The sequence below is a fragment of the Neorhizobium fuzhouense genome, assembly GCF_042611105.1.
Lineage (GTDB): Bacteria > Pseudomonadota > Alphaproteobacteria > Rhizobiales > Rhizobiaceae > Neorhizobium > Neorhizobium galegae_A.
In genome coordinates this window covers 61929-86453 of sequence record NZ_JBHFFP010000010.1, presented here as the reverse complement: position 1 = coordinate 86453, position 24525 = coordinate 61929, and the positions used below count along the sequence as shown (strand labels likewise).

28 protein-coding genes are annotated in these 24525 nt (G+C 62.4%); 6 read left to right on the top strand and 22 right to left on the bottom strand.

Going from position 1 to position 24525, the window contains the following annotated elements; all coding sequences use genetic code 11:
• Nucleotides 1–9 precede the first annotated feature (9 nt).
• From ACEXP3_RS17635 to flgF, 9 genes are read right to left on the bottom strand one after another with little or no spacing between them, the layout of a single operon-like run.
• Entirely contained in the window at nucleotides 10–1125 is a 1116-nt protein-coding gene (locus tag ACEXP3_RS17635; RefSeq protein ID WP_377298526.1) for a flagellar basal body P-ring protein FlgI, read from the bottom strand.
• Nucleotides 1125–1607: a flagellar basal body P-ring formation chaperone FlgA gene (gene flgA / locus ACEXP3_RS17630; RefSeq protein WP_377298437.1), complete on the bottom strand. Its 483-nt coding sequence runs from the start codon at nucleotides 1605–1607 to the stop codon at nucleotides 1125–1127. Before flgA ends, ACEXP3_RS17635 begins: the two co-directional genes overlap by 1 nt.
• 24 nt (nucleotides 1608–1631) lie before the next feature.
• Nucleotides 1632–2420: a flagellar basal-body rod protein FlgG gene (gene flgG / locus ACEXP3_RS17625; RefSeq protein ID WP_377298436.1), complete on the bottom strand. Its 789-nt coding sequence runs from the start codon at nucleotides 2418–2420 to the stop codon at nucleotides 1632–1634.
• A 16-nt stretch (nucleotides 2421–2436) separates the two neighbouring features.
• Nucleotides 2437–2778, bottom strand: coding sequence for a flagellar hook-basal body complex protein FliE (gene fliE / locus ACEXP3_RS17620; protein ID WP_210103577.1), 342 nt, complete (start codon nucleotides 2776–2778; stop codon nucleotides 2437–2439).
• On the bottom strand, nucleotides 2775–3194 hold the full coding sequence (flgC, locus tag ACEXP3_RS17615) for a flagellar basal body rod protein FlgC (RefSeq protein ID WP_377298435.1): 420 nt from the start codon (nucleotides 3192–3194) through the stop codon (nucleotides 2775–2777). Before flgC ends, fliE begins: the two co-directional genes overlap by 4 nt.
• A gap of 7 nt (nucleotides 3195–3201) precedes the next feature.
• Complete coding sequence (flgB, locus tag ACEXP3_RS17610; RefSeq protein ID WP_210103579.1) at nucleotides 3202–3594, bottom strand: flagellar basal body rod protein FlgB; 393 nt, start codon at nucleotides 3592–3594, stop codon at nucleotides 3202–3204.
• Between the two features lie 53 nt (nucleotides 3595–3647).
• Nucleotides 3648–4226, bottom strand: a complete 579-nt coding sequence (locus tag ACEXP3_RS17605) for a flagellar protein (RefSeq protein ID WP_377298434.1) — start codon at nucleotides 4224–4226, stop codon at nucleotides 3648–3650.
• 6 nt (nucleotides 4227–4232) lie between these two features.
• Entirely contained in the window at nucleotides 4233–5609 is a 1377-nt protein-coding gene (fliI, locus tag ACEXP3_RS17600) for a flagellar protein export ATPase FliI (protein WP_377298433.1), read from the bottom strand.
• A gap of 29 nt (nucleotides 5610–5638) precedes the next feature.
• Nucleotides 5639–6373, bottom strand: coding sequence for a flagellar basal-body rod protein FlgF (gene flgF / locus ACEXP3_RS17595; protein WP_377298432.1), 735 nt, complete (start codon nucleotides 6371–6373; stop codon nucleotides 5639–5641).
• Nucleotides 6374–6600: 227 nt separating this feature from the next.
• Between flgF and motA the strand changes: the two genes are divergently transcribed.
• The 6 genes from motA (at nucleotide 6601) to ACEXP3_RS17565 (ending at nucleotide 11879) form a co-directional block, all read left to right on the top strand.
• Nucleotides 6601–7479 (top strand): flagellar motor stator protein MotA, encoded by an 879-nt coding sequence (gene motA / locus ACEXP3_RS17590; protein ID WP_210103583.1) that lies wholly within the window; start codon nucleotides 6601–6603, stop codon nucleotides 7477–7479.
• Between the two features lie 5 nt (nucleotides 7480–7484).
• Nucleotides 7485–8432, top strand: coding sequence for a FliM/FliN family flagellar motor switch protein (locus tag ACEXP3_RS17585; RefSeq protein WP_210103584.1), 948 nt, complete (start codon nucleotides 7485–7487; stop codon nucleotides 8430–8432).
• 91 nt (nucleotides 8433–8523) lie between these two features.
• On the top strand, nucleotides 8524–9153 hold the full coding sequence (gene fliN, locus ACEXP3_RS17580) for a flagellar motor switch protein FliN (protein ID WP_377298431.1): 630 nt from the start codon (nucleotides 8524–8526) through the stop codon (nucleotides 9151–9153).
• Between the two features lie 27 nt (nucleotides 9154–9180).
• The gene (gene fliG / locus ACEXP3_RS17575) at nucleotides 9181–10230 is read left to right on the top strand and encodes a flagellar motor switch protein FliG (RefSeq protein ID WP_210103586.1); all 1050 of its coding nucleotides are present in this window, start codon (nucleotides 9181–9183) and stop codon (nucleotides 10228–10230) included.
• Between the two features lie 126 nt (nucleotides 10231–10356).
• Complete coding sequence (gene flhB, locus ACEXP3_RS17570) at nucleotides 10357–11445, top strand: flagellar biosynthesis protein FlhB (RefSeq protein WP_210103587.1); 1089 nt, start codon at nucleotides 10357–10359, stop codon at nucleotides 11443–11445.
• A complete protein-coding gene (locus ACEXP3_RS17565) occupies nucleotides 11442–11879 on the top strand; it encodes a BspJ family T4SS effector nucleomodulin (RefSeq protein ID WP_210103588.1) in 438 nt (145 codons plus the stop codon). The genes flhB and ACEXP3_RS17565 overlap by 4 nt, the downstream gene beginning before the upstream one ends.
• 55 nt (nucleotides 11880–11934) lie before the next feature.
• Here ACEXP3_RS17565 and visR read toward each other — a convergent pair whose 3' ends face one another.
• The 13 genes from visR to ACEXP3_RS17500 form a co-directional block, all read right to left on the bottom strand.
• Nucleotides 11935–12687 carry a transcriptional regulator VisR gene (gene visR / locus ACEXP3_RS17560; RefSeq protein ID WP_377298430.1) on the bottom strand — a complete coding sequence of 251 codons (753 nt, stop codon included), beginning with the start codon at nucleotides 12685–12687 and terminating at the stop codon, nucleotides 11935–11937.
• Between the two features lie 10 nt (nucleotides 12688–12697).
• Entirely contained in the window at nucleotides 12698–13435 is a 738-nt protein-coding gene (gene visN, locus ACEXP3_RS17555; RefSeq protein WP_210103590.1) for a transcriptional regulator VisN, read from the bottom strand.
• A 298-nt stretch (nucleotides 13436–13733) separates the two neighbouring features.
• Nucleotides 13734–15413, bottom strand: coding sequence for a flagellar basal-body MS-ring/collar protein FliF (gene fliF / locus ACEXP3_RS17550; protein ID WP_377298429.1), 1680 nt, complete (start codon nucleotides 15411–15413; stop codon nucleotides 13734–13736).
• Nucleotides 15414–15548: 135 nt separating this feature from the next.
• A complete protein-coding gene (gene cheT, locus ACEXP3_RS17545; RefSeq protein WP_377298428.1) occupies nucleotides 15549–15938 on the bottom strand; it encodes a chemotaxis protein CheT in 390 nt (129 codons plus the stop codon).
• An 11-nt stretch (nucleotides 15939–15949) separates the two neighbouring features.
• A complete protein-coding gene (cheD, locus tag ACEXP3_RS17540; protein ID WP_210103593.1) occupies nucleotides 15950–16507 on the bottom strand; it encodes a chemoreceptor glutamine deamidase CheD in 558 nt (185 codons plus the stop codon).
• Entirely contained in the window at nucleotides 16504–16893 is a 390-nt protein-coding gene (locus ACEXP3_RS17535; RefSeq protein WP_210103594.1) for a response regulator, read from the bottom strand. Before ACEXP3_RS17535 ends, cheD begins: the two co-directional genes overlap by 4 nt.
• Nucleotides 16894–17934 (bottom strand): protein-glutamate O-methylesterase CheB, encoded by a 1041-nt coding sequence (cheB, locus tag ACEXP3_RS17530; RefSeq protein WP_210103595.1) that lies wholly within the window; start codon nucleotides 17932–17934, stop codon nucleotides 16894–16896.
• Nucleotides 17931–18839 carry a protein-glutamate O-methyltransferase CheR gene (cheR, locus tag ACEXP3_RS17525; RefSeq protein WP_210103596.1) on the bottom strand — a complete coding sequence of 303 codons (909 nt, stop codon included), beginning with the start codon at nucleotides 18837–18839 and terminating at the stop codon, nucleotides 17931–17933. Before cheR ends, cheB begins: the two co-directional genes overlap by 4 nt.
• On the bottom strand, nucleotides 18836–19303 hold the full coding sequence (locus ACEXP3_RS17520) for a chemotaxis protein CheW (RefSeq protein ID WP_210103597.1): 468 nt from the start codon (nucleotides 19301–19303) through the stop codon (nucleotides 18836–18838). The genes cheR and ACEXP3_RS17520 overlap by 4 nt, the downstream gene beginning before the upstream one ends.
• Before the next feature lie 17 nt (nucleotides 19304–19320).
• The gene (locus ACEXP3_RS17515; protein WP_377298427.1) at nucleotides 19321–21615 is read right to left on the bottom strand and encodes a chemotaxis protein CheA; all 2295 of its coding nucleotides are present in this window, start codon (nucleotides 21613–21615) and stop codon (nucleotides 19321–19323) included.
• 20 nt (nucleotides 21616–21635) lie between these two features.
• On the bottom strand, nucleotides 21636–22001 hold the full coding sequence (cheY1, locus tag ACEXP3_RS17510; protein ID WP_210103599.1) for a chemotaxis response regulator CheY1: 366 nt from the start codon (nucleotides 21999–22001) through the stop codon (nucleotides 21636–21638).
• Complete coding sequence (locus ACEXP3_RS17505) at nucleotides 21998–22297, bottom strand: STAS domain-containing protein (protein WP_210103600.1); 300 nt, start codon at nucleotides 22295–22297, stop codon at nucleotides 21998–22000. The genes cheY1 and ACEXP3_RS17505 overlap by 4 nt, the downstream gene beginning before the upstream one ends.
• A gap of 95 nt (nucleotides 22298–22392) precedes the next feature.
• Complete coding sequence (locus tag ACEXP3_RS17500) at nucleotides 22393–24024, bottom strand: globin-coupled sensor protein (protein WP_377298426.1); 1632 nt, start codon at nucleotides 24022–24024, stop codon at nucleotides 22393–22395.
• Nucleotides 24025–24525 lie beyond the last annotated feature (501 nt).

Sequence of the window (24525 nt, the reverse complement as noted above, 5' to 3'; positions counted from 1 at the left end):
TGCCCTTGATCATTGGATCACCAGCTCCGCCTGCAGCGCGCCGGCCGACTTGATGCCCTGCAGGATGGCGATGATGCCGTCCGGCTTGACGCCGATGCTGTTCAGTCCGGCAACCAGGCTGCGCAGGTCCGGACCGTTGAGGATGGCGACATTGCTGCCGCTCTTCGACACACTGATATCCGTCTGCGGCTGCACGGCCGTCACGCCCTTGGAAAAGGCTTCCGGCTGGATGATCTGCGGCGTCTCGTTGACCTGGACGGTGAGCGTTCCATAGCTGACGGCAACGCGCGACACCTTCACGTCGGCACCGATGACAATGGTGCCGGTGCGCTCGTTGACGACGACCTTGGCCGGCGTATCGGTATCGACCACGAGGTTTTCGATCTCGGCCATCAGGCGCGTGAGATCGGCCGTCTTCGGCTTCTGCACGATGACTTCCTGGGAATCGCGCGGCTCGGCAATCGGCGCGCCATAGCGCTGGGCGGCGTAATTGTTGACGATATCGGCAATGCGCACGGCAGTGGAAAAATCCGGGTTGCGCAGCTGCAGAACGAGATTGACCGCATCCTTGAACTTCGACGGCAGTTCGCGCTCGATGATGGCGCCGTTCGGCACGCGGCCGGCCGTCGTGATGCCTTCGGTGACGGAGGCGGCCTGGCCTTGCGCGGAAAAGCCCGACACGATGACAGAGCCCTGCGCTACTGCATAGATCTGTCCGTCCGCGCCGGTGAGCGAGGTCATGATCAGCGTGCCGCCGCGAAGCGACGTGGCATCGCCGAGCGAGCTGACGGTCACGTCGAGCCGGCTGCCGGGGCTTGCGAAAGGCGGCAGGTTGGCCGTCACCATCACGGCGGCCGTATTCTTGGCGCTCGACTGGCCGCCTTGCGTGGAAATGCCGAGGTTCTGCAGCATGGCGCGCATCGACTGCTCGGTAAACGGCGAGGACCGCAGGCCGTCGCCCGTGCCCTGCAGGCCGACGATCAGGCCGTAGCCGATCAGCTGGTTGTCGCGCCCCGCCTGCAGCGAGGCGATGTCCTTGATGCGTGCCGCATCCGACAGCGCCGGATCGGCAAAGGACAGGATGGAGAGGATGGAGAGGCCGGCGGCGAGGAGGAGACGCTTCATCATTTTGCCATGACCTGTACGGAGCCGTCACCCATCACGGTGCCTGACACGGTGACGCCGGAATCGAGATTGCGCACGTGGATCACGTCGCCGACGGCTGCGTTTTCAAGCGGCGTGCCGGAGGCGGAAATCATCATGTTGCCGACGGCAAAGGTCAGCCGGACGGAGGCGCCGCGCTTGACCGCAAAGGGCGCGCGAAGCGAGCCCACCTGGATGGTGCGCCCGGGAAGCAGCGTGCGCGTGCTGATCATGCCGGCGACCTCGTCGATCGAGGAGGCATAGCCGCCGGCGATATTCGGGTTGGTCACCTCGACCTCCTTCAGCGCGGACGCAGAGATTTCCTGTCCGGGATAGATGATCTGGGTGGGCACGATCGCGACGCCCATATCGGCATGGGCAGCGGTTGCGGCCGTGCCTGCGCAAAGGCTGAGAAAGGCCACCCGTGCGAGATGCTTCATGCTGCGTGTCCGGCGGAACATCATGTCTGCCACCCTCTTTCAGTCCGGTTACTTCAGGTTCTTGGAAACGATGGAGGCCATTTCGTCGGCGGTGGTGATCACCTTGGAATTCATCTCATAGGCGCGCTGGGCCGAGATGAGGTCGGTGATTTCCTTGACGGCATCGACGTTGGAGGCTTCCAGATAGCCCTGTTTCAGATAGCCGAAACCGGGGTCTTCGGGGGCTGCCACCGTGGCGGTGCCCGATGCGGCCGTTTCCTGGAACAGGTTGTCGCCGAGCGGCTTCAGGCCGGCTTCGTTGGCGAAGTTGGCGATGGTCAGCTGGCCGACCTGGGTAAAGGTCGAGGCATTGCCGATGCGCACGCTGACCTGGCCAGTGCGGCTGATCACGGTTTCGGTGACATTGGCCGGAAAGGTGATGTTGGGAACCACGGAATAGCCGTCGATCGTCACCAGCTCTCCATTGGCATTGGTGTTGAAGGCGCCGGCGCGGCTGTAGAGCGTGGTGCCGTCCGGCGACTGGATCTGGAACCAGCCACGGCCGACGACGGCCAGATCAAGATCGTTCGAGGTCTGGGTCAGCTGGCCCTGCGTGTGGATGTTGCGCACGGCGGACGTCTGCACGCCAAGGCCGATATTGGCGCCTTCCGGCACGATGGCCTGGTTTGCCCGGTTCGGCACGCCTGCGGCGCGTTCCGTCTGGTAGAGCAGGTCGGCAAACTCGGCGCGGGCGCGCTTGTAGCCGGTGGTGTTGATGTTGGCGATATTGTTCGCAATGACTTCAAGATTGGTCTGCTGGGCATCCATGCCCGTTGCAGCGACAGAAAGCGCTCTCATGTCTTCGTCCTAACCGTTACATCTGCATCTTTGTGATTTCGAGATAGGCGTTGACGATCTTGTCGCGGAAGGCGATCGCCGTCTGGAGCGACTGCTCCGCCTGCATCACGGCATCCACCACCTCGCGGGTATTGGCCGTGCCCTTGATGCCTTCGAAGGACATGGCTTCGGCCGTCTTGAGGTTACCCGCCGCCTCGCTTGCCATGTTGCCGAGCACGTTTGCAAAGCTCATGGCGGAATTTTCCGCCTGGGCCGCCGAACCGGCGATCGATGTGGAGGAGCCGGAGGTTTCGGTGGCGCTGGCGCCAAGACCACGGGTCAGCGAAAGGGAACTTACGTTCTGGAGTTGGTCGATCATTGCGAAGCCTTCAGGAGGTCGATCGTCGCGGCCATAAGTTCGCGCGTCTGCTTGATGGTCTGGAGATTGGCGTCATAGGTGCGGTTGGCCTCGCGAAGGTCGGCCATCTCGATCAGCATGTTGACGTTCGGCATCTTGACCATGCCCTTGTCGTCGGCGGCCGGATTGCCCGGATCATATTCCTCGATGAAATCCGACTGGTCGGTGCCAAGCTTCTTGACGTTGACCACCTGCGCGCCGGACGCCTTGTCCAGCTCGTTACCGAAGGTGATCGTCTTGCGGCGATAGGGATCGGCGCCCGGCGTATCGCCGGTGGAGCGGGCATTGGCGATGTTTTCGGACACGATGCGCAGGCGCGTGGCCTGCGCTTCAAGGCCGGAGCCGGCAATTTTCGAAGCGGCGGAAAGCGGGTCCATGATGGGTCTACCTCTTGACTGTCATCAGCATCATGCGATGGAAGGATTTGACGAGGTTGGTGCTCAGCTCGTACTGACGCTTGATCTCGCCCGTCTTGGTCAGTTCTCCGGCAAGCGCGACCGTATTGCCGGATTCCTGGATACCGATTTCGTTGTTGAGCTTTTCCTCTTCCACATCCACGTTGATCCGGCTGTTGACGTCGGTGCCGGACAGGTGGCCCGGCTGCGTGCGGGCCATGCTCATGCCCGTGGAGTTGAGGACGGCCGAAAAGGGCGTGACGTCCTTGGCCTTGTATTGCGGTGTGTTGGCATTGGCGATGTTGCCGGCAACAACCTCCTGGCGAATGGACAGCCATTCCGCTTGACGCGAAGCCAGATCGAACAGTTGAATGGGTTGCATGGGCGTGTCTCCATTTTGTAAGGAGACCCTAGGCGCTTAATCTTGCGTCAGACTTACGGACTAGGCGTTGCGCCGTCCTTGTAGACCTCGCCGTTCGAGGTGACGATCACCCATTTGCCGTTGCGCATCTCGATCGTGGCAAGCCGGCTGTTATCGGGAAGGATCGATCCCACCCGCACCATGTACATGCCCTTGTTGTCCTGGATCAGCGCCCGCCCGTTGGCGACATGCATCAGGCGAAAGCCGTTTCCGCCGGGAAAGGGCTGGTCCTGCGGGGGCGCACCGTCGGCCTGGGGGCCGCGCCCGGGGGTGGCAACGGTTGCCGTGGTCAGCGCATCGATGGCGTCCGGCGGGATTTCGGCCGGCGTCGTCTTGTCGTCATTGTCGATGAGCGCCAGCGGCGAGACGCTGAAGACCGGCCGCGGCGGGCCTTCCGGCAGGTCGCGCGTCAGCGCCATCGGCGTCACCCGTATGCCGAACTTGTCCTCGTTGAAGAAGACGTACCAGGGAAAGGCGGCCGAGGCGACGGCCAGCAGGATGCCGGCACCGGCGAGCATCCGGTCACCCGACAGACGCTGCCCAGGCAACTGCTTGCGGGGCACGCCCGCGTCGTCACTCACATCACTGCGCATGGGCGCTCATCCTCTTTGTCTTCCAGGGCCTGGAGCCGGAGCCGCGCCGGCGCGAAGCGCCGTTGCCAGATCCGCATAGGCGTCGGTCACCGGCCCGTCGCCGGGTGACTGTTTGAGCACGTCGTAGATGATCGGCACCTGCTTGATCGCCATGTCGAGATCCGGATCGCTGCCCGTGCGGTAGCCGCCGATCAGGCGCAGGTCCCGCGTCTCCTCGAACCGGTGGATCAGCGCCTTCAGCCGCGACACCAGCTTTTCCTGGTCGCCGGTCCAGGCCTTGCGGGCAAGACGCGAGATCGACGACAGCGGATTGATCGGCGGATAGCGCCCCTCCTCCGCCAGGCTGCGTTCCAGAACGATATGGCCGTCGAGAATACCGCGGGCCGAATCGGCGATCGGGTCGTTGTGGTTGTCGCCATCGACGAGGATGGAGATAATCGCGGTGATCGTGCCCTGCCCCTCAGCACCGGGGCCGGAGCGTTCCAGAAGCCGCGGCAGCTCGGTAAAGACGGAGGCCGGGTAGCCGCGCGCGATCGGCGGCTCGCCGGAGGCCACCGCCACCTCGCGGATGGCATGGGCAAAACGAGTTACGCTGTCGGCAATGAACAGGACATTCTCGCCCTGGTCGCGAAAATGCTCGGCAATGGTGATGCCGACGAGCGGCGCCATCTTGCGCAGCATCGGGCTCTCGTCGCTGGTCGCGACAATGGCGATGGATTTCGCCATGTTGTCGCCGAGCGTATCCTCGATGAATTCGCGCACTTCGCGGCCGCGTTCGCCGACAAGCGCGATCACGACGCGGTCGAAGGCTTCGGCACGCGCCATCATCGACAGAAGCGTCGACTTGCCGACGCCGGAGCCGGCAAAGATGCCGAGGCGCTGGCCAAGGCAGAGCGGCGAAAAGATGTCGATGGCGCGAACACCGGTGCGAAATCCGGTTTCGACGCGCTTTCGCGTCATCGAGGGCGGGGCGGTGTTGGAAATCGAGCGCTTCACCGGGCCGTTCTGCAACGGCCCCTTGCCGTCGATGGGTTCGCCGAGCGCACTGATCGTGCGGCCGCACCAGCTTTCGTCCGGGGCAACGCGAAAGGCACCCTTGCGGATGACGACATCGCCGATGCCGATCGGCTCGCCCGGCTCGATCGGGCAGACATAGATGATATCGGGTTCGACGCGCACGACCTCACCGAGATGAATGCCGGTTGCGCTGCGATGGGCGACGAATTCGCCGAGCCGGACATGGCGCGACAGGCCGGCGACCGTATAGTGACCGGCTGCAATGGTGCGCACGCGGCCTCCCGGCGCCACCGCCACCGACGGATCGGCAAAGCGGCGCACAAGTTCGGCCATATGCTGCAGTTTTGCGCCCGGGGGTTCGGCCATTCTCGTATCCATGTCCTATTCCCTGCCCGTCAGCGCGTGCCGCCCAGCGTCTTGATCGCTTCGCCGAACTGCTGTTCGGTGTCGCGCATCAGCGCCGAGATCCCCTCGAAGGCACGGTTGACCTGGATCAGCTCGGTCATCTGGCCGATCGCATTGACGTTGGACTGTTCGAGATAGCCTTGGCTCACGCCGACATTGAAGGCGTCGACCACCGGCTGCGGCGGATCCACCGGAATGACGCCGGCGTTCTCGTAGCGCAGGTAGCCCTTGGAAATATCGGCGCTGAACACGCCGAGCGTCGCGACCGGATTGCCATCCTGGCTGATGCGACCATCGGCACCGACGCTGGGCGGGCCGCCGGCCCGGTTGAGCTGGATCGGCGCGCCGCCGGCATCAAGCACCGGATAGCCCCTGCTGGACACAAGCTCGCCGGTTTCTTTCATGGTAAACCGTCCGTCACGGGTCAGCACCTGGCCGCCCGGCGTGCTGATGGCGAACCAGGCATCGCCCTTGATGGCGAAATCCAGCGGATTTCCGGTCTGTTCCAGCGCACCGCTGCGCGTCGAGAGGTAATCGTTGCCCTGGCTGACGAAAGCCACCTTGGCGTTCAGCTCGTTGCGGGTCTTGCTCAGCACCTCGTCGAACTTGACTTCGGTCGCGCGAAAGCCGACCGTATTCATGTTGGCCATGTTGTCGGCAATGGTGTTCAGCCGGCGCTCCAGCGCGATCTGCGACGAAATACCGACATATAATCCGGACTGCATATCATCTGCCTCCGTGTCTCAACTGCAGGGAACGGGGGCAAGGCCCATGATGGGCACCCCTCCGCACGGGTGGAGGGGGCGTTATCCCCCTGATGCATCCGACACTAGGAAGACAGACTTGCGCGAGGCTGTTTCGCTGGGCTCTGCCCCAAGCGGGCGGTTTCCACAGCCTCACGCAAGCCACGCCCCTTATCCAAAACCTGATACAACCACGGTACAGGCACGCGATGACCATCATAATCGGATTTGTGATCACACTTGGCTGCATCCTCGGCGGCTTCATGGCGATGGGCGGTCACGTCGACGCGCTTATCCAGCCGTTCGAGCTGATGATCATCGGGGGTGCGGGGCTTGGCGGCTTCATCATGGCCAACCCGATGAAGACGGTGAAGGACGCCGGCAAGGCCATGGGCGAGGCGTTCAAATACGCCGTGCCCAAGGAGCGCAACTATCTCGACGTGCTCGGCGTGCTCTATTCGCTGATGCGCGACCTGCGCACCAAGTCGCGCAACGAGATCGAGGCGCATATCGACAACCCGGACGAATCCACCATCTTCCAGTCGGCCCCGACCGTGCTGAAGAACAAGGAACTGACCGCCTTCATCTGCGACTACGTGCGCCTGATCATCATCGGCAACGCGCGCAGCCACGAGATCGAGGCGCTGATGGACGAGGAACTCGACACCATCCTGCACGACAAGATGAAGGCCTATGACGCTATGGTGACCATGGGCGATGCCTTTCCGGCGATCGGTATCGTCGCCGCCGTTCTCGGCGTCATCAAGGCCATGAGCAAGATCAACGAATCGCCGGAAGTGCTCGGCGGCCTCATCGGCGCCGCCCTCGTCGGCACCATGCTCGGCATCTTCTTGTCCTACTGCCTGGTGAGCCCGCTCTGCTCGCAGATCAAGATCGTGCGCAACAAGCAGCACCGCCTCTACATCGTCGTCAAGCAGACGCTGATTGCCTACATGAACGGCTCGGTTCCGCAGGTGGCGCTGGAATACGGCCGCAAGACGATCTCCGGCTATGAGCGTCCTTCGATCGACGCCGTCGAGCAGGAGATGATGAACCCTGGCGGCGGCGGCGAAAGCAAGGCGGCGTGACAACCATGAGCAATGACGTGCAAAAATCCGCGCCCCGCCTCGATCACGCGCTGCTCGCCAAGCTGACCAATGGCCTTGGCGACCGTCAGACCATCGAAAAGATCTGCGGCGACTTTGGCCAGCTTTATTCAGTCTTCCTGCCCGACGTCTTCCACAGCGAGACGGGCATATCCATCGAGGTCTCCTATGTCGGCTTTCAGTCGGGGCTGATGCCGGACCTGATTGCGGAGCTTGGCGAAACCGTCTGCCTCAGCAACGGTTCCTTACGCAACTGGTGCCCGAATTTCGTGCTCGCCTGCGGCAACAGCTTCATCATCGGGCTGATGGAGCGCATGCTGGGCGCCGATCCGTCGATGGTCGAACAACCGCCGGAGCGCCCTCTCTCGGATATCGAGATGGATCTCGGCACGATGGTGTTCGAGCGCACGGCCAATGTGCTGCGCTCGGGCGTCAATACGCAGGGCGGGTTCGAAGCGCTGCTGGAGCGCCCGCACAATGCCGCAGACCGCCCCCCGGCCGATCCGGACGCCCCGGTGGAATATGGCGCCGCCATCCGTTTGGCCGTCGATCTTGGCAAGGTCACCTCGGAGATCGCCCTGGTCATCCCCCAGCGCGCGCTTCTGAAGACGAAGGTGGAAGTGCCGAAGCCAAAGGGCCAGGCCTCGCGCAACCGCAAAGAATGGCATGACAAGATTGCCGAACAGGTGCGCCGTTCGCCCGTGACGCTTGAGGCCCGCATCCGGCTGCAGAGCCTGACGCTGAACGCAATCTCCAGGCTGGTCCCCGGCGACGTCATTGCCTTTGAGGACAAGACCGACGTGCAGGCGCAGGTGAGCGCCAACGGCAAGGACATGTACAATTGCGAATTCGGCCGGTCAGGCGAACGCTACACGGTGCGCGTCAAGGAGAACATCAGCACCGAGCAGGAGCTGCTGCGCCACCTCATCGGATAATCGGAGCAAGGCTCATGCTGCAGCGCGAAAAACAGGCCGCAGTGCAAGGGATGGGCAGCTTCACGCAAGTTTCAACAGGAATAGTGTTTTCATGGCTACGAAGAAAACCCCCGCATCGGATGACGATATTTTCCCTTCAGTCGGCAATGAAGCCGAACTGGATCAGGCCATCGATGACCTGCGCGGCGTCCTGAAGGCGGACGGCGATGCACCGGCCGGCGAATTCGGTGCCGAATTCGGCGCTGAGTTCGGGGCCGACACGTCCGCCGCACCGTCCGACTTCGGTGGCTCCGACTTCGGCGGGCCGGATCTGGGCGGATCGGATTTCGGCGGGTCGGATTTCGGCGGCGCCGATCTTGGCGGGCCGGATCTTTCAGGCTTCGGCGGCGCGGATCTGGGCGGTGCAAGCTTTGGCGGCAATGATTTCGCCGCGGCCCCGCCCGCAAGCGAACCCGGCAGCGGCCTCCACGCCAATCTCGACCTGATCATGGATATCCCGATCACGGTCGAAATCGTGCTCGGCACAAGCCGCATGCAAGTTTCGGGGCTTATGGGTCTTGAAGAGGGCGCCATCATAGCGCTCGACAAGAGGATCGGCGAGCCGGTCGAGATTACGGTGAATGGACGGCGGATCGCCAAGGGTGAGATCACCGTCCTGGAAAATGACGATACGCGCTTCGGCGTGAAGCTGACGGAAGTCCTGAGCACAAAGAAAGCCTGATCCTTAACGGGACAGTGAGGGAAGACCATGATGGACTTTGACGATTTCGGAGGCGCAGTCTCCACGAAACCGTTATCCCAAGCTGAGAAAGCCGCTGCCGTCCTTCTTGCGATGGGCAAGGGGGTGGCCGGAAAGCTGTTGAAATATTTTACCCAGAGCGAGCTGCAGACGATCATCGCCTCGGCCCAGACCCTGCGTGAGATCCCGCCGGACGAGCTCTTGCAGCTCGTCAACGAGTTCGAGGACCTGTTTACCGAAGGGGCGGGTCTCATGGACAATGCGCGCGCCATCGAAAGCATTCTCGAAGAAGGGCTGACGCCGGAGGAAGTGGATGGGCTGCTTGGCCGCCGCACCGCCTTCCAGGCGTTCGAAACCTCCATCTGGGACCGCCTGCAGGATGCCGATCCGGAATTCGTCGGCAAGTTCCTGCAGCGCGAACATCCCCAGACCATCGCCTATATCCTGTCCATGCTACCCTCGTCCTTCGGTGCCAAGCTGCTCATCCAGCTACCCGACAGCCGCCGCGCCGACATCATGAACCGCACCGTCAACATGAAGGACGTCAGCCCCAAGGCTGCCCAGATCATCGAGAACCGCGTGATGGAACTCATCCAGATGATCGAGGCCGAGCGCAACTCCAACGGCTCCAACAAGGTGGCCGAGCTGATGAACGAGCTGGAAAAGCCCCAGGTCGACACGCTGCTCAGCTCGCTGGAAACGATCAGCAAGGAATCGGTCAACAAGGTCCGTCCAAAAATCTTCCTGTTCGAAGACCTCATGGCCATGCCGCAGCGCAGCCGCGTGCTCTTGCTCAACGATATCGCCGCCGATATCCTCACCATGGCGCTTCGCGGTGCCCCCGGCGATATCAAGGAAAGCGTCCTGTCGGCAATCAGCCCGCGCCAGCGCCGCATGATCGAATCGGATCTGGGCGCCACCAATGTCGCAATCAACCCGCGCGAAGTGGCAATCGCACGGCGCGCGGTTGCCCAGGAGGCGATCCGCCTTGCCAATGCAGGCCAGATCCAGCTGAAGGAGCCGAAGCCCGAAGGGGAACAGGCAACCCAGGCGGCCTGATCGCCGCATGAACGGCCGCCACGCGCGGCCAATATGGGCGGCAGCAATGCCGCCCGACCGGGACCATGACGGTCCCGACCTCTGGAACCGACGACGGCAGCGGCCGTCCAAAGCAAGGATGAAGCCTTGTCGGACGAAGATAAAGACAGCAAAACAGAAGCCCCTACCGGCAAAAAACTGCGGGATGCGGCAGAAAAGGGCAATGTGGCCCATTCGAAAGAGGCGACGCTTTTTGCGTCGTCTTTGGCGTTTTACTGCTACCTTCTGTTTTACCTGCCCGGCAACACGGCAGCGCTTGGCGAGACGCTGAAGGACCTCATCGACAAGCCCGACCAGTGGCGGCTTGAAAACGCCACCGACGTCGTCTCCCTTTCGGTGCATCTTGGCTGGGCCGCCGCCGCCTTCCTGTCGCCCGCCATGCTGATGTTCTGCCTCTTCGGCCTCTCCTCCTCGCTCATGCAGAACATGCCCTCCTTCGTTCTGGAGCGCGTGCGCCCGCAGGCCTCGCGCGTCTCGCTTGCCAAGGGGTTCGCGCGGATCTTCAGCGTGCCGGGCCTCGTCGAATTCGGCAAATCGCTCTTCAAGGTGGCCGTGGTCGGCATCTGCATGTTCTTGGCCATGCGCAGCGACTTCCTGCATTCGCTGGACGCCATGTTCTCCGACCCGACGCTCATTCCAACCACGCTCTATGGCTCGGCCAAGAAGATGATGGTGATCATTCTCCTGGCCACCGCCACGCTTGCCGTGATCGACTTCTTCTGGACCAGGCACCATTGGTTCACCCAGTTGAAGATGACCAAGCAGGAGGTGAAGGACGAAAACAAGCAGGCGCAGGGCGATCCGATCGTCAAGGCTCGCCAGCGCTCGCTGATGCGCAGCCGCGCCCGCAACCGGATGATGAGCAACGTGCCGCGCGCAACGCTCGTCATCGCAAACCCGACCCATTACGCCGTGGCGCTTCGCTATGTGCGCGAGGAAAGCGACGCGCCGATCGTCGTTGCCAAGGGCACCGATCTCGTCGCGCTCAAGATTCGTGAAATTGCCGAGGAGAGCGGGATCCCCGTTTTCGAAGATCCGCCCCTGGCGCGCTCCATGTTTGCGCAAGTCTCGGTCGATAGTGTCATCCCTGCCGCCTTCTACAAGGCCGTGGCAGAACTGATCCACCGGGTCTACGCTACCCGGTCGCCCCAGAAACGGATGCACCAGACACGATGAAAAAATGCGACTATTCGTTGGACAGAGAAAAGATCCTTGCCCAGGCGATCAACCCGGTGGCGACCGAATTGCGGCTTCTGGACGCCGGCGACCTCATCTCGCTGCTGCGCCTTGAGCGCTATGGCAGCATTGCCGACCTCGTCTCGTCGGCGGCCGAGCTTTATTTCCACCCCGGCACCGTCAATTTCGGCTCCGGCGGCGAATACCGGCTGGAATGGGACGGCCCGCCGCAGATCGTGCTCGATCTGGAAATCAAGCCGCGCGGTGTCTCGGTCTATGCGCGCCTGATGCTGAGCGACCAGATGGCCGGCATCGAGATCGACCACATTACCTTCCAGGAGCCCTCGCCGGACCCGCAGGAAAACACCGCCTTCCTGTCCCGCAGCCTTCACGAAGCGCGCTTTGCCACCACGCCCATGGACATGGCCGGCTGACGGGAGATTCTGAAGGCAGGGCCGGCCGAAGACGAAGCGGCCGGCCTTTCTTCGATCAGTGAATATAGCCGAGGCGAATCGCCTTTGCGATCGCCTGGATACGATTGACCGAATCGAGCTTGATCGTCGCCGATCCGAGATAGGCGTTGACCGTATGGACGGAGAGGCCGAGTTTTTCGGCAATTTCTTCGCTGATCTGGCCATCGCCGGCCAGCTGAAGACAGGAAATCTCGCGTTCGCTGAGCGTTTCGGAGGGCACCGCCTTGCGTTCGTCCAGCGCCAGCAGATCCATCATGATCTGGCAGCTGCGCACATGCTGGTCGATGACGGCATCGCTCGATACGTCGATGGCCGTGCCGCAAAACAGCACATAGCCGTTGCCGACGGCCCCGAGCCGCACCGGAAAGGCAATGCCGGCATAGGGCATGCCGCCTTCGTCCAGCCGGCGGATCAGCAGCGCCGGATCGACGACGGAATCGGCGTCTCCGGGCTCTCCATCGGGTCCCGGCCAGCTCATCGGCAGAAGCGAAACGTCGATGTGGTGAATGAGGATGTCGCCATAGGCGCCAATCAGGGCTGCGGTGTTTTCGGTGGCGGACGCGCCCCAGTTGTCGAGCTCGCAGATCAGCTTGCGCTTGTTGGGCAGGCCCGCGCCACTCACGCGAAACACGGCAAAGCTTGCCGCGCGCATGCTCTTCTGCATGGCGACGAGTTTTGGATAAATATCCGAACGGCTGCTGGCTCGCTGAACACGAAGGTATTGCATTCCCGCTTCCGGCTCTCCCCCCGTTGTCCGCGAGTACCCCATTCAGCCTTTCCTATACAAGATTGTTGCGCACGGCATAGGCGATGGCCTCCGACCGCGTCTTGGTTGCCGTCTTGCGCATGACGCTGGTGATGTAGTTGTTGATCGTGTTGCGCGAGATGCCGAGAATGACGGCGATCTCGTCGCTGGTCTTGCCTTCCGCGATCCAGAACAGGCATTCCAGCTCGCGGTCGGTCAGTTCGAAATCGCGCTCCACCCGCACATCGCGGGTTTCCCCAAGGCTCATGGCATAGCCGGCCAGAAGCCCCACTTCGCGCAGGCGATCCTGCGACAGGATGATGCCTTCGTTAAAGAGAAGCATGATCGAAAACCGCGTGCGGCCCGTGCAGAAGGTCAGCGAACAGTATTGGCGGCTCACCTCCTCCGGCAGGCTGAGATCATCGGGCAGAAGCGCAAACTGCGGCGTCAGAAGCGCCAGGCATTTTTCGATTTCCGTCGAGCGGGAATAGCCCTTGGCCAGATCGGCGCCTAGCCGGCGCACCAGATCGAACGGCCAGTTGGAGGCAACGATGAAATCCAGCCCCTGGTCCTGGATCAGGTCGTAACGGGCAAGCAGGTAATGGGACGCGCCGACATAATCGGACAGGATGCGCATGGCCGACTGGATATTGCCGGAGGCTCCGGCCAGAGACAGGCGGCGAAGAACTTGCTCACGCAACAACGCCTTTGGGTGAGCCGGCTCGATGAAATGCCGACCTTCCAGCGTCTGTTCTGCGTTGCGCAACTCCATTTCGTTTCATCTCCCTTTCAGGGAAAACACCTCAAACGCCTGTCATTACCCCCGGATCACGCAACTCATGGTCATCGGCAAATCAATCCGGTTCCCTTGCCTCGTCATGCGCCTCAGCGAATCATGGCCATTTTAGGAAGCCGACACGGAAATGCCACACCCTCGTTCCGATTTCCCGCAAAGCTTTTGGCCACAAGTCGTTCAAAGCTGTGGACCAACCTACGGTATCAGAGGGCGATAAGCAAAAGGCCGGCTAAGCCGGCCCTTACTATCACGACAACGTGATGACTTTTGTGGGTCAAGCCGCGCGGTCGACGGCCCATTTGCGCAGGATCTTGGCGGCGCGTTCCTCGCTGATTTCCACCATGCGGGCAAGGCGCTTTTCCGGACCTTCCTTGACGCGGCGGTTGAAGCCGCCGTTCGGATCCTCGCCACCGCCGAACACGTCGTCCGCGTTGTCGAAGCCGAAGTCGGAGCCGAAGCCATCCATGAGGGAGGGACTTCCGCCGCCGGGCGAGAAGTCGGGCAGTTCAAGGCCCGCCGCCTCGGTTGCCGCTTCGCCGGCGACCACCGTGCCGGTGACGCTGCGAACCACGGGGCGCACGCCGAGCCAGACCACCAGGAAGGCGACGGCGACGAAGGCGAGCGAATTGATGATGCCGCCGAGATTACGCATCAGCATTTCGGAAATGCCGGGGCCGGCCACCGCCTCGTCGAGCAACTGCGTTTCGAGGAAGTCCATGGCCGTGACGGTCACCACGTCGCCGCGATCGACATTGACGCCCGCCGCCGTTGCGACGATCTTCTGCATCTCGGCAAGATAGGCATCGATCTTCTGCTGGTCGGCCGGCTCGCCCACCATCTTGGCAATGCGACCCTTGTTGACGACGACGGCGATCGACAGCTTTTCCACGACATAGCTGTTGCGGGTGGTGGCGGTCGTCTTCGAATTGATCTCGTAATTGGTCTGCTCTTCCTTCTTGTCGCTCTGGTCGGAGGATTCCGGTCCCGAATTGCCGCCGCTCTGCGGCGCGGCCTGGGGAACGTTCTGCTCGACGGTTGCGGCACTGTCGGACTGGCGCTGCTGCGACTTCTGGGCTTCCTTGGTCACCTTGACCGAACGCTCGACGCGCGATTCCGGATCAAACACCGTTTCCTGGATCTGCTGGCTGTCGGTATTGAGGGAGGCCGTCGCGCTGGAGCGGAAGTTGTCCATGCCGAGGAAGGGGGCAAGCGCCTTGTCGATATTGCTTTCGATTTCCTGCTGCACGCTCTGCACGACATTCATGGAGCGGGTGAGCGCATTGTTGCCGTATTCATCGCCCGAGGCGAGAAGCTGGCCGGTGGAATCGAGAATGGTCACATCGTCGACTTCGAGTGCGGGGACGGCAGCGGCGACGAGGTGACGGATGGAGGCGGCAGCCTTGCGGCCGGTGTCGCTGGAGGCGCGGATCATCACGGAGGCCGTAGGCTTCTGCCCGACACGGCGGAAACTGCCGACATCCGGCATGACGATGTGGACGCGGGCGGCCGCAATGCCGCTGATCTGCTGGATGGACCGGCCGATTTCGCCTTCGAGCGCGCGCACGCGGGTCACTTCCTGCATGAAGGAGGTGAGGCCGAGCGATCCGACATTGTCAAACAGCTCGTAGCCGGCATTGGTGCTGTTGGGCAGGCCGCGCTCGGCCAGCATCAGTCGCGCCTTGCTGGTCATGCCGGCCGCCACCTGGATGCTCTTGCCGTCGGAGCCGGCCTTGAAATCGATGCCGGCTTCGGCGAGCGCCATGCTGACCTGGTTGAGGTCGGCCGTTTCCAGTCCGACATACAGGGCCTCATAGGACGGCTTGTTGACGTAGAACGCCGCCGCAATGACGATCGCCATCGACACCAGGCCGACACCGGCCATGGTCAACAGCTTGGTCTGCCCGAGCGAGCCGAGATTTTTAAGGATTTGTGTGAATTGAGCTAACAGATTCATTCTGTTCCCGCACCGTCAAAAAGGAAAAAAGAGCCCTTTGCCCAACCGCAAGCTAACGCGCGAAGCTTGTGCGAGCGTTTCGCCGGATGCGGTGTGCGAGACGGTGACGGTGGTGGTGGAAAGCCGCAAGCGCCGTCAGAAGAAGTCGAAATCTCCCGCAGCCTTGGAGAGCGGCTGCGAGTGGCCGTGGCGCATGCCGCGGGTCAGCGCCTTGTGCATGTCGGCAAGCTTGACGAGGCTGAGCGCGGTCGAGACATCCACCTCCCATTCGTCCGGAATGGTGCCGGTGATCGTATCGATGAATTCCGCGAGTCCGCGGGTTTTCTGCACGGCAAGATCGATGCCCTGCAGCACCTTCATGCTGTCGGGCGAATGCAGGATGGCAGCGCCCCCGACTTCGAGAAGCTGCGGCTCGACGCGCTCGATGAGATAGGCCACGTCGTAGAGTTCCGAGACGATCCGCATGAGGACCTCCGGCAGTTTCTCGTCCATGGAAGCAGATGGCTGCGAATGGATATCGGTCATTGCTTCCTCGGTTAAAAGAACTCGATCGAACTTTCGACGGGTTTTGCCGGCTTGGCAGGACGCTGCTGCTCCAGTGCCACCGTCTTCTGCGTTTCGGCGCCGGTCAGCGGATAGGCCCGGGCACGACCGCTGGCGGGCCAGTATTCCAGCTTGCGGCCGAACTCCCCGCCGGTGGAAGAGCCGACGACATTGATGCCTTCGTCGCGCAGGAACTGCAGCGCGAAGGCTGCATTCTGCTCTCCCACGTTGGAGAAGCTCGCAATGGTCTTGGCACCGCCGAAGATCTTGGCTTCCAGTCGCTCGCGCCGCCCGCCGCGTTTGAGGATGCCGTTGATCAAAAGCTCCATCAGGTGCACGCCATAGCGGGACATGTCCCCGCCCGACATGCCGCCGGGGCCATTGCCGGGCAGGAGGAAGTGATTCATTCCCCCCACGCCTGTCACCGGATCCCTGAGGCACGCAGCCACGCAGGAGCCCAGGATCGTCGTGATGACCGCATTGGGTTCGTCCGTTACCTTGTATTCGCCCTGGATGATGTTCATCCGTTTGGCTGCGGCCATTGGATTCATTTAAGTGCTCCGAACACCGCCTCGATGGCAGCTTTCATCTTTTCGATCGTAAAGGGCTTTGCCAGCACATTGTTGGCACCGAGCTGTGCGGCCTTCTGCACCAGCGCGCGGTCGCCCTGCGCCGTCAGGATGATGAAGGCCGCCTTCTTGGTGGTCGGGTTCGTCCGCACCGCCTGGAGCAGACCCAACCCGTCCATCTTGGGCATGTTGAAATCCGAGATCACCAGGTGATGCGGCTGCTCGGCCATGATCTTCATGCCCTGCTCGCCATCGCCTGCAGCCGTGATCTGCTTGAAGCCGAGTTGTGTCAGGGCGTCGCTGAGCAGCAACCGGCTCGTCACCTGATCATCCACGATCAGAACTTTGATTTTTTCAGCGAGAGACATTTATTCGGTACCTTCTTTTCGGGCAGCGGTTAATTTCAAGATTTCTTCACCGATCGAACCCAGAGGCATCTGCTGTTCGACCGCTCCTATTTCATGCGCAACCCGTGGCATGCCGTAGACGACACATGTTTTCTCGTTCTGCCCAATCGTGCGCGCGCCCGCACCACGCATCTTGAGCAGACCCGATGCACCGTCCCGCCCCATGCCGGTCAGGATGACGCCGACGGCGTTGCGGCCGGCAAGATCCGCCACCGAGTCGAACAGGACATCCACCGAGGGGCGGTGACCATTGACCGGATCGCGCTCGACGAGCCGGCAGCAGGGCGCGGAAGCATTGGAGACTTGCAGGTGACGCTCCCCGCCGGGCGCGAGATAGATCTTGCCGATCTCGAGCCTTGCGCCATCGGTTGCCTCATGCACCACGGGAGCACAGATACGATTAAGCCTTTCAGCAAAACTTTTCGTAAACGTCGGCGGCATGTGCTGCGTAATGACCGTCGGCGGGCAGTTCTTGGGGAATTTCTGCAACACCGCAATCAGCGCCTCGACACCGCCCGTGGACGATCCGATGGCGACGATCTTGCGGCCCACACGGTAATCCGCCGTGGGTGCAAGCATGGGCTGCGAGGCGGCAACGCTGCGGCCCCGTTTGGAGCGGGCCGCCGCCTTCACCTTTTCCGCCAGATCGCTGAACGGGCGCGAATCGCCCGGCACCGGCTTGCTGACGCAATCGAAGGCGCCGATTTCCAGTGCCGCAAGCGTGGCGTTCGCCCCATGGTGGGTCATGGTCGAGACCATGATCACCGGCATCGGCCGCAGCCGCATGATCTTTTCCAGAAACTCCAGCCCGTTCATGTTGGGCATCTCGATGTCGAGCGTCACCACGTCGGGGTTGAGCTGCTTGATCGCCGCCCGCGCCTCGTGGGCATCGCCCGCCTGGCCAATGACATTGACCTCCGGATCCGAATTCAGGACAGCCGTGATGAGACCACGCATGGTCGGTGAATCATCGACGACAAGGACTCGCGCCGGCATGGTCATGTGCTCCTCCCGGCGTTCTTGCCTGTATAGCGGTAGGTGGTTATCCCGATATTGTCGAAGAGGTTCTTGGCATCCCCGGTCACCCGCTCGGAATGGCCGATATAGAGATGGCCTCCGACCGGCAGCAGCCCGGCAAAACGTCCCCAGATCTTCGTCTGCGTCGGCTCGTCGAAATAGATGACGACGTTGCGGCAGAAGATCACGTCGAAATTGCCCTTGAAGGGCCATTGCGCCATCAGGTTCAGCTCGTTGTAGGTGATCAGCTTCTTGACCTTGTCGTCGATCTGGAACTTGCGCCGCCCGTCGATCTGCACTTCGCGGAAATACTGCTTGCGCATGGCCGGCGAGACGGTTTCCAGAGAATTTTCGTCATAGGCGCCGGCCCTCGCGAGCGCCAGGATCTTCGGATCGATGTCGGTGGCGAGGATCCGGAAATCGTAATCAACGGCGTTCGGCAGCAGCGACATGACGGTGAGCGCGATCGAATAGGGTTCCTGGCCATCGGACGAGGCCGCCGACCAGATGCGCACGCGCCCGCCATTCTTGGCGCGCGTGATCAACCCCGGCAGCACCTCGTCGCGCAGATGGTCGAAATGGTGGTTCTCGCGAAAGAAGCGGGTGAAGTTGGTGGTGAGGTGCGACAGCATCTCGCGGCGGGGTCCTGCCCCTTCCGGCGAAGAGACCAGCGCGCAGTATTCCCGAAAGCCGCGAAGGCCCAGATTGCGAATATGCTTCGACAGCCGCGAATAGACCAGCGAGGCCTTCGTGTCGTTCAGATAAATGCCCGCATCGCTATAGATCATGGCGGCGATTTCGGTGAGATCCCGCCGGGTCAGTGGATATTCCCCGCTGGCCAGGACCTCGTCCGGCGACTGCTTGCTATCGAGAAGACCCAGGGACTTCATGCGGCTTCGCTTTCGGTGTCGGGGATGAGGGCATCCAGCTCGATCAGGCAGATCATCCGCTTGTCGATGGCCAGGATGCCTCTTGCATACTGTTTCTCGAGCTCGGATGAGACTTCCGGCACGGGCTGGATGTTCTCGTCGGTCACGGTGAGGATGTCGGACACGGCTTCCACCAGGAGCCCGACCACCCGTTTCTTGACCTGCGCCACGATGAAGACATGGCGCTGGGTCGGTTCGGCCTTGCGCATGCCGAGGCGTGCGGAAAGATCAATGATCGGCAGCACGGCGCCGCGCAGATTGATGACGCCCATCACGTAGGAGGGCGAGTGGGGAAGCGCCGTGGCCTTTGTCCAGCCTCGAATTTCCCGCACCGACATGATGTTCACGCAAAACTCCTGGTCACCGATGCGGAAGGCGATCAGCTCCCGGCTTCCCTGAACAAGATTTTTTCCCGCGTACGACATGACCTACAACCCGCCTGTTAGCCCGTTGCCTGAAGCGACATGTCGGACTTCATGCCGCTGTCCTGGCGCAGTGACTGGCCACGCGAGGCGGCGACCACTGCATCGACGTCGAGGATGAGCGCCACGCGCCCGTCACCCAGAATGGTGGCGGCGGCAATGCCCGGAACATGGGTGTAATTGGCCTCGAGCGACTTGATGACGACCTGGCGCTGGCCCTGGATGGCGTCCACCATCAGCGCACGCTGGCCACCGCCTTCCGATTCCACCAGAAGCGCCACGCCCTCCACCGGATTGGCCTGCGTGCCGCGGAAATTCAGGATCCGGCCGACATCGACGAGCGGGCAGAAGGAGTTGCGGATCGAGATCAGCCGCTGGTTGGCGCCGAAGGAATGGATGGCCGAGGCTTCCGGCTGCAGCGTCTCGACGATGGCGGTGAGCGGCACGACGAGCGTCTGGCCGGCAACCGTCACCACCATGCCGTCGAGGACGGCGAGCGTCAGCGGCAAGCTCATGGTGAAGGTCGAGCCCTGGCCGGGCCGCGAGCTGATCGAGATGCGTCCGCCAAGGGCCTGGATCGAGCGCTTGACCACGTCCATGCCGACACCACGGCCGGAAATGTCGGAGATCTTGTCGGCGGTCGAGAAGCCCGGCATGAAGATGAGGTTGTCGATTTCCTCGTCCGTCAGGTTGGAATCGGCTGCGATCAGGTCGTTGTCGATCGCCTTCTGGCGCACGCGTTCGCGGTTGATGCCGGCGCCGTCGTCCTGGAGCTCGATGACGATGCGTCCCGAACGATGCTTTGCCGTCAGCTTGACCGTGCCTTCCGGATTCTTGCCGGAGGCCTCGCGCTTTTCGGGGCTTTCGATGCCGTGGTCGACGGCGTTGCGGATCATGTGGGTCAGCGGCTCGGCGAGCTTGTCGATGACCGTCTTGTCCACTTCGGTGTTTTCACCTTCCGTGACGAGACGGATCGACTTGCCGACCATGTCCGCCACTTCGCGCACGATACGCGACATGCGCTGGAAGACGGGCTTCACCGGCTGGGCGCGGATGGCCATGACCGAATCCTGGATCTCGCGGGTGAGCTGCTGCAGCTCTTCGAGGCCCATGTTGATGGCGGATGTGCCGGTCGTGTCGTTTTCGATGACGCTCTGCGACAGCATGGCCTGGTTGATGACCAGCTCGCCGACGAGGTTGATCAGGCGGTCGACGCGATCGAGATCGACGCGGATGGTCTGGCCGGCGCTGTTTGCGGCATTGGCCGCGTTGGCGGCGGCAGCGGCGGCAGCCGCAGACTGGCTTTCCTTCTTTTCGACGCGGGCGGCCGCAGCGGCAAGCTTGGTGACATTGGTTGCGGTTTCGGCAGCGCTGACGGCATTGGCCACCGTCTGGTCTTCTGCGCCGTCATTGCCCTCGTCTGCACCGGCATCGTCGTCCAGGGCAGACAGGTCGAAGGGCACCGGCACCATCGGCAGGTCTTCGGCGACAGTCTGGGCCACCTTGACGTCGAGGTCGCAATCCCATTCGGCAAATTCGAAGACCGAGCGGATATCCTGCTCGTTCTTGTTCGTCTTGACCGCAATCGTCCAGCTGAAATAGGCCTCTTCCGGGTCGAGCTTGTCGAAGGCCGGCAGGGCGGATGTATCGCAGTTGATGCTCATTTCGCCGACGCGCGACAGGTCGCGCAGCAGAAGGGCCGCTTCGTTGCCCTTGGCATAGAGTTCGCGGCGGGGCTTGAACTGCACCTCGAATGTCGTCGGCGCCATCACCGCTTCTTCTTCGCCGCCAAATCCGTCGAAGGTGAACGGGATTGGCTGGAAGCCGCTGTCGTCGGTCGGGGCGACAGCGGGTGCCGGGGCGGCCTTGGCTGCGGCAGGTTTGGCCGCGGCAGGCTTTGCCGGTTCGGCAGAGGCGCCACCGGAGGGCATTTCACCCCGGGCAAGCGCCTCCAGTTCCTTGACCAGCCCGCGGCTTCTGCCCTCGTCGACACCACCGCCATCGCGCGATGCCGTCACGAGGTCGGCGAGCACGTCCGCCGACTTCAACATCACCTTGAGGACGTCCTGGTTGGGCTCCAGCTTGTTGGAGCGCACGCAGTCGAGGGTTGTCTCGAAGACGTGGGCGAACGAAACCAGGTCATCAAGTCCGAATGCGCCTGCGCCCCCCTTGATCGAGTGGACCGCACGGAAAACGGCATTCACCGTTTCCGGGTCACGGTCGCCATCATTCAGCTTGAGAAGACCAGATTCCAGTTCTGCGAGCTGCTCTTCGCACTCCTGGAAGAAGATCTCTTTGATTTCGTTCATATCCATCGCAGGAATTCCCGGTTGGTTCAGGCGGTTACACGCTCAATCGCATCAATCAGCTTGACCGGATCGAAAGGTTTGACGATCCAGCCGGTCGCCCCGGCCTGGCGTGCGCGGTTCTTCTTTTCCGCGTCGCTTTCCGTGGTCAGCACGAGGATCGGAACGGCGCGGTAACGTTCGTTGCGGCGCACGCCCTCGATGAAGCCGAAGCCGTCGAGACGCGGCATGTTGATATCGGTCACGATGACGTCCGGATTGCAGTCCTCGAGAACCTCGAGGCCTTCCACGCCGTCTTCGGCCTGGATCGTTTCGAAGCCGGCATTGTTCAAGGTCACCAGAAGCATGTTCCGGATCGTCCTTGAATCATCCACTGTAAGTACTTTCTTCTTCACTGCCTGATCTCCTTCGCGAGCAGATTTTCTATATTGATGCCGATGAGCTGCATGGTCTTGCGGAACGCATCGGAGACTTGTTCGAAGACGAACGCCTTCTTGTCCTCCTCCCAGACGCGTGCGGCAGCCACGAGAACCTGTACGCACTGGACACCGAGCCGCTCGACGCCGGACGCGTCGATGGCAACATCGCTGCCACGCATGTTGGTCAGCTGACCGTGCAGAACCGACGCCTCGTTGAGATCCAGCACCGACACCAGTTTCAGACTGCCCTTCACTGCCTTCTTGCCTGCCATTCCTTCGTCCTCATCGTTCGTCGTCACACTCGCGTGGCGTAATGCCATCGCTGGTCTTTGAGGGTCCGGCCGAAGAGGGCCGGACCAATCGGTCATTACCGGCCAAAGCCGGCGATCTGGGCCGGCAGAAACAGGGCGGAGGACGGCATCATGTCGTCGTCCATGCCGGCCTGCCGGCCGTTGATGTCACCATCGGCATCCTGCGGCCGTTCGGACCAGACGCGCTGGCCGGTCCCGCTTTCGTGCGCGATGCGGAATTCCCGCACCGTGCGGCCAAGCTCCAGGATGACGGTCTGCAGCGTATCGGCACCCTCGCCGGTGCGCGCCGCAAGCTCTGCGCTCGTCGCCATCCGGCCATCGATCGCGCGGATCTCGCCGGCCACGCGCTGCAGGCCGTCGGCCTGTTCGCCGGTTGCCCGCGCGATGCCGGCCATGGCGGTATTGATGTCGGTCACCTGGTGAACGATGCCGCCAATGGCTTCCTGCGTGCGATGAACCATCTTCACGCCGGCATCGACCTGCGATTTCGTGCCTGTCACCAGCTGCTTGATTTCCCGGGCCGCTTCCGCCGAGCGCTGGGCAAGGGCTCGGACTTCCTGGGCAACGACGGCAAATCCGCGCCCGGAGTCGCCGGCACGTGCCGCTTCGATGCCGGCATTCAGCGCCAGAAGATTGGTCTGGAAGGCGATCTCGTCGATGACGCCGATGATCTGGCCGATCTTTTCGGCCGACTGCTCGATGTCGGACATGGCGGAAATCGCCCGGCCGACCACCGCGCCGCTTTCTTCTGCCGAGCGCCGCGTTTCCGCCACCGCCCTTTCGGCCGCTGCCGTCTCGTCTGCACTGAGCCGCACCTGTTCGGCAAGGCCCGCCACGTCACGCGCCGCTGCACCCAGATCCTCGCAGGCCTGCCGCGCGGTCGATGCTGCCTCACGCCCGTCTTCGGAAACCGATGCGGCCAGCGTCTCGGCCATCTGAACCTTGTCCGCAAGGCGCGCGAAGCAATCCGCCATGGCCTCTACGGCCTGATCCAGCAGCGCCGACAGTTCGCCATAGACCTCGGGACGCTCCTTTGCCACGCGCACCGTCAGGTCACGGTTGGCAAGGTGCGCCGCGAAGGGCCCGAACAGGTTGTTGGCGTCCGCCTGATCCTTGTCACGCTGCGTTCTCAGCGCCCGCTGATGTTTCTGGCGCAGGTCGTTGATCCGAAGCGATACGGCAATCTCCACATCGACCATGACGAGGCGAATGACCGCCTTGATCGCATCGGCAACGTCGCGTTCGCGCTTGCGGCCTGCCGGCAACAGCGCTTTGGCCGAAAGCTCGCCAATCAGACAGCCCACGAGATGCTCCAGCATGACCGCATGACCGGCGACATGCCAGCGCGGATCAAGCCCCATGCGGCCTTCGGCATCGGAAAGCACCTTCACCCGCTCCGCATACAGCGCATCGAAACGCGCATCCGTCAGCACGCTCCAGTGCGAGGATTGCAGATCGTTGAGGCGCTGCAGCTGCTGGTCGTCATCGAAATGACGCATGGCCTCGGGCGAGGATTGCAGGCGCAGGAAGAAATCGCGCAATCCCGTCTTCAGGCAGGTTTCGAGCGTCGGGCGGAACCGGCGAAGCAGGTCGCAGGCCTCGGCATCAAGGCCGGCGAACGAAAGCCGCTCGCGCAGGCTGCCGGCCTGTGCCTTCCGTGCTTGATCCGATGGCGATTCGTGAGCCAATGCCCGTCCCCAAGTGAAACCGATCCCGTCAAGGACCGGCGTTGAACCCCTCGATTGCGGCCACGGGGTTTGCCCGCGTCGCCGCTCATGCCATTGCCGGCCTTGCCGGGCAGCGCTGCGGCTGTGACAGCCGCCGGCCATGCCCCCGCGCGGCCGGACGCCGCCGAAACCCGGTGGCCGTGCCTTCCCGTGCAGACAGAGCGCAGAAACGCGCCAGGCCCGGAGCGGACAGGTCAAAGCCGTGCGGCTTTCTGGAATTTCATGGAAAGAGATACCGGGTCAAAACCGGTACGGCGTGGCGGCATCATGCCTGGAGGGGATCTACCGAAGTCGTCCCATTTCGCCGTGTCGGACCATTTGTATGGTTAATTCCTTGCGCGAAAGTTAATGTCGGCCAACAAGCGTGAGGAATTCCTCATCAACGTGTTTTATGGGGTGCAGGAAGTCAAGCCGCAAGCCACGGGCAAGTCTAGTCGCAGACAATCGGCGTCATCTTGAACA

Coding starts and splice junctions, on each gene's coding strand:
- flgG (WP_377298436.1), bottom strand. CDS start 2,420: ATGAGAGCGCTTTCTGTCGCTGCAACGGGCATGGATGCCCAGCAGACC.
- fliE (WP_210103577.1), bottom strand. CDS start 2,778: ATGATCGACCAACTCCAGAACGTAAGTTCCCTTTCGCTGACCCGTGGT.
- motA (WP_210103583.1), top strand. CDS start 6,601: ATGACCATCATAATCGGATTTGTGATCACACTTGGCTGCATCCTCGGC.
- ACEXP3_RS17565 (WP_210103588.1), top strand. CDS start 11,442: ATGAAAAAATGCGACTATTCGTTGGACAGAGAAAAGATCCTTGCCCAG.
- flgA (WP_377298437.1), bottom strand. CDS start 1,607: ATGATGTTCCGCCGGACACGCAGCATGAAGCATCTCGCACGGGTGGCC.
- ACEXP3_RS17515 (WP_377298427.1), bottom strand. CDS start 21,615: ATGGATATGAACGAAATCAAAGAGATCTTCTTCCAGGAGTGCGAAGAG.
- ACEXP3_RS17605 (WP_377298434.1), bottom strand. CDS start 4,226: ATGCGCAGTGATGTGAGTGACGACGCGGGCGTGCCCCGCAAGCAGTTG.
- visR (WP_377298430.1), bottom strand. CDS start 12,687: ATGGGGTACTCGCGGACAACGGGGGGAGAGCCGGAAGCGGGAATGCAA.
- fliI (WP_377298433.1), bottom strand. CDS start 5,609: ATGGCCGAACCCCCGGGCGCAAAACTGCAGCATATGGCCGAACTTGTG.
- fliF (WP_377298429.1), bottom strand. CDS start 15,413: ATGAATCTGTTAGCTCAATTCACACAAATCCTTAAAAATCTCGGCTCG.
- fliG (WP_210103586.1), top strand. CDS start 9,181: ATGATGGACTTTGACGATTTCGGAGGCGCAGTCTCCACGAAACCGTTA.
- ACEXP3_RS17635 (WP_377298526.1), bottom strand. CDS start 1,125: ATGAAGCGTCTCCTCCTCGCCGCCGGCCTCTCCATCCTCTCCATCCTG.
- ACEXP3_RS17505 (WP_210103600.1), bottom strand. CDS start 22,297: ATGGCAGGCAAGAAGGCAGTGAAGGGCAGTCTGAAACTGGTGTCGGTG.
- flgB (WP_210103579.1), bottom strand. CDS start 3,594: ATGCAACCCATTCAACTGTTCGATCTGGCTTCGCGTCAAGCGGAATGG.
- ACEXP3_RS17585 (WP_210103584.1), top strand. CDS start 7,485: ATGAGCAATGACGTGCAAAAATCCGCGCCCCGCCTCGATCACGCGCTG.
- ACEXP3_RS17520 (WP_210103597.1), bottom strand. CDS start 19,303: ATGTCGTACGCGGGAAAAAATCTTGTTCAGGGAAGCCGGGAGCTGATC.
- cheB (WP_210103595.1), bottom strand. CDS start 17,934: ATGACCATGCCGGCGCGAGTCCTTGTCGTCGATGATTCACCGACCATG.
- cheD (WP_210103593.1), bottom strand. CDS start 16,507: ATGAATCCAATGGCCGCAGCCAAACGGATGAACATCATCCAGGGCGAA.
- flgF (WP_377298432.1), bottom strand. CDS start 6,373: ATGCAGTCCGGATTATATGTCGGTATTTCGTCGCAGATCGCGCTGGAG.
- visN (WP_210103590.1), bottom strand. CDS start 13,435: ATGGAGTTGCGCAACGCAGAACAGACGCTGGAAGGTCGGCATTTCATC.
- flgC (WP_377298435.1), bottom strand. CDS start 3,194: ATGGACCCGCTTTCCGCCGCTTCGAAAATTGCCGGCTCCGGCCTTGAA.
- ACEXP3_RS17535 (WP_210103594.1), bottom strand. CDS start 16,893: ATGTCTCTCGCTGAAAAAATCAAAGTTCTGATCGTGGATGATCAGGTG.
- cheR (WP_210103596.1), bottom strand. CDS start 18,839: ATGAAGTCCCTGGGTCTTCTCGATAGCAAGCAGTCGCCGGACGAGGTC.
- cheT (WP_377298428.1), bottom strand. CDS start 15,938: ATGACCGATATCCATTCGCAGCCATCTGCTTCCATGGACGAGAAACTG.
- fliN (WP_377298431.1), top strand. CDS start 8,524: ATGGCTACGAAGAAAACCCCCGCATCGGATGACGATATTTTCCCTTCA.